Genomic DNA, 6,184 nt, shown 5'->3' with positions numbered 1-6,184 from the left:
GCCGACGTCGTTCAGCAACTCGCCCCGTACTCCAAGATTTGAGGCAGGCCATGCGCACGACCCCGGTTCTTTCCGATAGCCCGAACGGTCAAGGCTTCTGGGAAATCCGATGGTCGGAGAAGCGCGGCGGTCAGTGGCGGTCGATGCGGCGCAGCACGCGCACGGCGGATCGAACCGAGGCGGAGCTGGTCCTTGGCCGCTTCATGATCTCCCGGGCGCAAGCGCCTGTTGAAATGGTGGGCAGGGCGACGGTCGATGATTGCAGCGCCTACTACCTGCGCGAATGGAGTTTGCCGCGGGGCAACGACGTCACCGACGATTTCGTGCTGCGACCCGTTCGCCGAGGGATGGGGCGCATGCTGGCCGACGCGGTTACGCAGGACGATGTTGACGCCTATGCCAGGGCCCGGTCGAAGGGGCTCTATGGCAAGAAGGGGTTCAAGGCCGCGCCATCGACGATCCGGCGCGAGGTGACGGGCCTGCAGGCGATGCTCAACTTCTGCTCGCGCAAGGGCATGATCGGCGGGCGCCCGACCTTTGCCTTCGACAAGCCCGCGGCTGGGCAGCGTCGCGACTTGTGGCTGACCGAGGCCGACGAGCGGGCCGTGCTCGCCAGAGCGCCCGAGGCGTCGCTGAGCGTGCGGTTCATCATCGAGGCGGGGCTGAGCTACGGGGTGCGGCTCGGGGCGATGATGGACTTGCGGTTCGGCGCGCAGGTGTCGTTCCTGAGCGGGATGGTCGATTTCAATGTGCCGGGCGCGCGGTTGTCCCGCAAGCGCCGGCCGGTGGCGGTGATGACGCCGGCGATGCGCTCGATCCTGGAGGAGCTGTTCAAGCAGGCGGGGCGGGCGCATGTGCTGGACCGGACCGCGCCGGGTGATTTCGAGCGGTTCATGTCGGAGATCGGCTATGGCTGGGTGACGCCGCATGTCCTCAAGCACAGCGCGATCACGCTGCAGCTTCGGGGCGGCGCGCGACCCGAGGATGTGAGCGCGGCGACGGCGACGGACATCAAGACGATCCTGTCGGTTTATCGCCACCATTCGAGCGACGAGCTTCTGGCGACGGTGCGTCGTCGTCGTGTATAGGGGCGCGCATTTGTCGCTGTTCAGGCCGTGCGCGAGTTGCGCATCTGGCACTATTTCCGCGACTTCTGCCTGGAAACGCCTGCATTGAATTCGCACGGATTTGTCATGCGGAAATACTACAAAAGAGACAACGCGCCGCCTTGGTAAGGGTGAGGTCGAGAGTTCAATCCTCTCTCGCAGCACCATCAACCAATTGTAAACGTTAGATTTTTCTGGTCACCGGCACTCGCCTCGAGCGGTACGCCCGCGCACCACCCGCGCACCAAACCCCTCTTGCGTGTCTCAAGCGTAGCCTTTTGCTTCGCGATTTGTTCCGCCTCGGCCCCCTCGACGACAAGCTCGCCCTGATCCGGGTGAGTTTGTCGGCCCGCGGATTGGTCGCCTCGTCGGACCATGCATCGACTGCCGCCTTTGGAATGCCGTGCATGACCGAGGCACCGGGGGCACGAAAATCCCCCGCCGGGCCTCCGCCGCCGAATTTCCAGACAGCCTCCGAGAGCGTCCGCGCCGCCCGGTCGCGCTCGTTCTACTCGGCGAGGACCAGATTGTCGCGCTCGCGGATGCTGCTCGCGGAGAAGGCGGGCAGGGAGGCGAGGAGGCGGTCCCAGGCGGTCTGTGCCGCCGGAGCCTGCGTGGGTGGCAGGAACGCGGCCGCGCAGGTTCCATCGGAGGCATAGAGTTCGAGTGCGCGCGAACGGCGTCCGGCCGGACCAAGGCAGGTGACCCATGCGTCCATGATACATCCAAGATCGAGCGCCATAAGGGCGGTGCCCGAACGCATGAGCAAGAGATCCCCCTCCGGACGCAGCGTGTCGAGCGCGCCTTCCCGCGTCTGCACGCAGCCGGCCCGGACAGCGACGTGACGGAACGGCAGCCGGCGCTGGGCGACCTCGCGCAGCAGATGGCCGATCACCAGCGGATCGACGCGGCGCGCGGCCGCGGCGCCGACATGCGGGAGGCAGGTCCGCCGCGCCTGGCCGCCATCCAGGACGAGATCGTCGATGTGGCGGACCAGTTCGGCGGTGGCCCAGGTTTCGCGCGCGTGCCGGATCGCCGGCAGGTAGGGCGTCGGCCGCGCGGCGGGCGCGACGACATCCGGCGCCGGGAGCGATGGCGCCAATGTCGGGATCTCGGCGAGGAGCGCGGCCAATGTCAGAAGGTCGCCGGGGGTCGCGATCTGGGTACGATGCGTGAGCCGGCCGCCTCGGTCGAAGAGATGCAGCGCGGCCGGTTCGCGCCGGCCTGGATCCGCGGCGGTATAGGCGATGTGCTCGCCTCGCCCCGCGACGAGCCGCAGCGCGATCCGGCCGGGCGGCGACGCGAGGCGCTCGCCTGCCATGCGCGGCTTCGCGTAGCCGCCGCGCTCCGACAACAATGTGGCGGGGCCCGCGGTGGTAGCGGTCGCCGCCTCGAACTGCGGCAGGATCAGCGCCAACGTGTGGGTGTCCATGTCCAGGAACCGCGCCCCGGGGTGCGTGGCGACCAACGCCCCGATGTCGCGCGGCGGCGGCGCGTCACCCGCGCCACGGGCGCGGGCCAATCCTGGTCCCCCGCTCGCCAGATGCTCCATGATCGCCTCCATCGGAGGGCCGCCCGCGGTCAGTAGACGTCGCGCAGGTAGCGCTTCTCGCGCTTCAGGCCGTTGACATGTTCGGTCGCGGCCTCGGGCGACATGGCGCCATGGGTGGCAATGATCTCGTGCAGCGCCTGGTCCACGTCCCTGGCCATGCGAGACGCGTCGCCGCAGACGTAGAAATGCCCGCCTTCCTCCAGCCAGGCATGGAGCGCTTTGCCGTTCTCGCGCATCCGGGTCTGCACATAGACCTTCTCGTCCTGGTCGCGCGAGAAGGCGAGGTCGAGCCGGGTAAGCAGGCCCGAGGCGCTCATCTCGCCGAGCTCGTCGTCATAGATGAAATCGGTCTCGCGATGCTGATCTCCGAAGAACAGCCAGTTGCGCCCCGCGGCGCCCCGGGCCCGGCGTTCCTCGAGAAAGGCGCGGAACGGCGCGATCCCGGTGCCCGGACCGACCATGATCATCGGCGCCGCGTCATCGGTCGGCACGCGGAAGCTCTTGTTCGGCGACACGAAAATCCCCGCCCCCCCGGCCGCGCGCTCGGCGAGGAAGGTCGAGCAGACCCCGCCCCGCTCTCGTCCGCCGGCGGCGTAGCGCACGGCGGCGACGGTCAGATGCACCTCGCCGGGATGGGCCTTCGGGCTCGACGAGATCGAATAGGCCCGGTGCTGCAGGGGCTTCAGCAACCCGACGAACGCCTCCGCGTCCAGCGCGCCCGCGGGCAGGAGCCGCAGCAGATCGAGCGTGTCCCGACCCCAGAGCCAGGTCGCCAGCGCCTCGCGGTCGCCGTCGCCGAGCAGCCGGCTCAGCTCCTCGTCGCCCGCGCGCGCCTCGACCGCGGCGATCAGTTCGCGCGGCGGGGTGGAAATCTCGCAGGCCTCCATCAGCAGCGTCCCGAGCGGCCGGTCCGTGCCCGCCACCGCCGTCTCCGGCCCGGCGCCGAGACGGGCGAGCACCGCCTCCACCAGGAGCGGATCGTTCACCGGGATCACGCCGAGCGCGTCGCCGGCCTCGTAGGCGAGGCCGCTGTCGCCGAGCTCGAACTCGAAATGGCGGATCTCCTTGGCCGACCGCGCGCCCGACAGCAGCCGGTTGGTGGCGAGCGCGGCCGGGTAGGGGTTCTTGCGGCTCCAGCCGGTCTTCGCCGGGGCGGTCGCCGCCGGGGCCCGGACGGTGGCCGCGCCCTTTTCCGAGGCGAGCGGCAGTGTCGCGGCGACCCAGGCGGCGGCCGGCTCGTCATAGTCCACGTCGCAATCGATGCGCGGGGTCAGCCGCCGGGCACCAAGTTGCTCAAGCCGCAGGTCGATCAGCTTGCCCGCCTGACAGAAACCGTCATAGCCGGTGTCGCCGAGCGCCAGCACGCCGAATTGCGCCGATTCCAGCCGCGGCGCGGTCGGGGCCGCCAGCGCCTCCCAGAACAGCTGGGCGTTGTCGGGCATCTCGCCCTCGCCATAGGTCGAGCAGACGACGATGATCCGGCGCATGGCGGCCAGCGCCTCCATGCTCACATCGTCGAGCGCCTGCGCGCGGGCGTCGAAGCCCATGCCCTGCGCCGTGCGAACGGCCGCCTCCGTCACGGCCTCGGCATTGCCGGTCTGGCTGCCGTAGAGGATGTTGAGGACCGTCGCCGGCCCGGTCTCGGCGGGCACCGCCACCAGCACGGCGCGCGAGCGCAGACCGGTGATGAAGCCCGACAGCCAGACGCGCTGGTCGCCGGAGAAGGGCGCGTCCTCGGGGATGAAGGGGATGTTCATGGCTCAGCCCCGCGCCGCTTCGGCGAGCGACTCGCGGGCGAACAGCTCCTCGAACGAGGGGATATGCCCGATGGCCTCGCGGTTGCGGCGGTCGTGGTGCAGGATCCAGCCATAGGTGCCCGGGCTGTCCATGGAGAGGATGTTGCGCAGCGCCAGCGCCTCCTTGTAGTCGCCGATGCGCTTGTTCGAGATCATCACCGCCAGTTCCGGGTCGGAATAGCCGCCGATCGCCTCGCGCGCATGGCGCAGCAGCCGCGCCATCAGCGCGAAATCCTCGGTCAGGATCAGGTTCCGCGCGGCCTTCATCACCGCCGGTTCGTTGGCGGAACCGGCCTTGAGCCGCGTCCGCGCCAATTCCTGCGCCGTGTCGAGCACGGTCCAGTTATTGAGCAACTGGTACATCTCCTCGGGCGGGGCGTCGGCATGGCCGGGGGCGCGGCCACTCAGCACCGGGGCGCCCGAGCGCCAGGCGCGCTTGAGCTTGCGGACCTGGTGCGCGGCGAGGGCCGAGGCGAGTTCCTCCAGCAGTTCCTTGCGCGGCTTGGTCGCCAGGATGGTGTCGGCATCCTGATAGAGCAGGAGCGCGCGGGGCAGCGCATAGGTGAAATGCCCCGACTCCGCCTCCCAGTTGGCGAGCAGCCATTCCGCCTTGCGCGAATTCGTCGCCGCCAGGTGCCATTCGAGCAACTGGCGCACGGCGTCCCCGTGGATCAGCGCCTCCGCGTCGCCATCGCCCAGATGGCCGAGCTTCACCGAATCGTGGCTCGCCCGGTGCGCGAGGTCGCCATAGGGGTCGTATTGATAGGCAAAGCCCCCCGACATGCCGTTGGCGAAGCCCTTGCCGAAGGCGCCGAGGTTCAGGACGGCGCCGTTGGTCATGTATTCGACGCAGAAATCGCCCACGCCCTCGACCACCGCCGTGGCACCGGAGTTCCGCACGGCGAAACGGTCCCCGGCCTGACCCTCGACGAAGGTCCGGCCGCCGGTCGCACCGAACAGGGCGAAGTTGCCGATCAGCACATTGCCGCCCGGCTCGTCCGAGCCGCCGCCGGGCGAGCGGATGACGATCTCGCCGCCGCAGGCCGACTTGCCGACGCCGTCGTTGCAGGTGCCGGTATGGACCATCACCATGCCGTCGTTGCAGAAGGCGCCGTAGGACTGGCCGGCGGAGCCTTGCGTCGCGATGCGCACCGATCCCGGCCGCAGGAAGCGGCGGCCGCGGTCGTCGGTCAGTGTCATCGGCAGGTCGGCGCCGCGCAGCTCGTGGTTCAGCATCCGCTCGATATCGACGGCGAGCTGTCCGCCCACCGACTTCATGCGGTTGCCGAGATGGAGATTGCCGCCGAGGTCGACGTGATCAGCCCGCCCGTCGATCAGCGCCGGGCGCAGCAGGTCGAGGAACGCGTCGTCCACCGCGAAGTCACGCTCCATATAGACCGGATCGTCGATGACGATCTCCTCGACCTCGGTCAGCATCGCCCGGAGGTCGAGCTGGCCCACGGCCGCGGGGTGATGCACCAGATGCAGCAGGTCAGCCCGTCCCCGCGCCTCGCGCAGCGACCGCAGGCCGAGCGAGGCCAGAATCTCGCGCACCTCGTGGGCGATGTTCAGGAGGTATTGCGCCAGCGCCCGGGGGTCGCCGTCGAACACCTCCGGGTTGGTGGTCAGGCCGGCCGGGCACTTGATGTTGCAGTTTTTCGCCATCACGCATTTCAGCATCATCAGCGCGGTGGTGCCGAACTCGAAGCTGTCGCCGCCGAGCAGCGCCG

General features: G+C 69.3%; 4 protein-coding genes. 1 reads left to right on the top strand and 3 read right to left on the bottom strand.

Features of this window, described 5'->3' with window-relative positions:
• Positions 1-143 precede the first annotated feature (143 nt).
• Positions 144-1,088, top strand: coding sequence for a hypothetical protein (locus Q0480_RS07200; RefSeq protein WP_299131733.1), 945 nt, complete (start codon positions 144-146; stop codon positions 1,086-1,088).
• A gap of 526 nt (positions 1,089-1,614) precedes the next feature.
• Here the strand turns inward: Q0480_RS07200 and Q0480_RS07195 are convergent.
• The 3 genes from Q0480_RS07195 to Q0480_RS07185 form a co-directional block, all read right to left on the bottom strand.
• Positions 1,615-2,658 (bottom strand): hypothetical protein, encoded by a 1,044-nt coding sequence (locus tag Q0480_RS07195; RefSeq protein ID WP_299131732.1) that lies wholly within the window; start codon positions 2,656-2,658, stop codon positions 1,615-1,617.
• Between the two features lie 29 nt (positions 2,659-2,687).
• On the bottom strand, positions 2,688-4,415 hold the full coding sequence (locus Q0480_RS07190; RefSeq protein WP_299131731.1) for a sulfite reductase subunit alpha: 1,728 nt from the start codon (positions 4,413-4,415) through the stop codon (positions 2,688-2,690).
• Between the two features lie 3 nt (positions 4,416-4,418).
• The coding region (locus Q0480_RS07185) for a glutamate synthase-related protein (protein ID WP_299131729.1) at positions 4,419-6,184 on the bottom strand (1,766 nt) is incomplete at its 5' end.

It is taken from the genome of uncultured Amaricoccus sp. (genome assembly GCF_937891315.1).
In the GTDB taxonomy this organism is placed as follows: Bacteria; Pseudomonadota; Alphaproteobacteria; order Rhodobacterales; family Rhodobacteraceae; genus Amaricoccus.
This window is presented reverse-complemented; position numbering and strand designations above follow the sequence as displayed.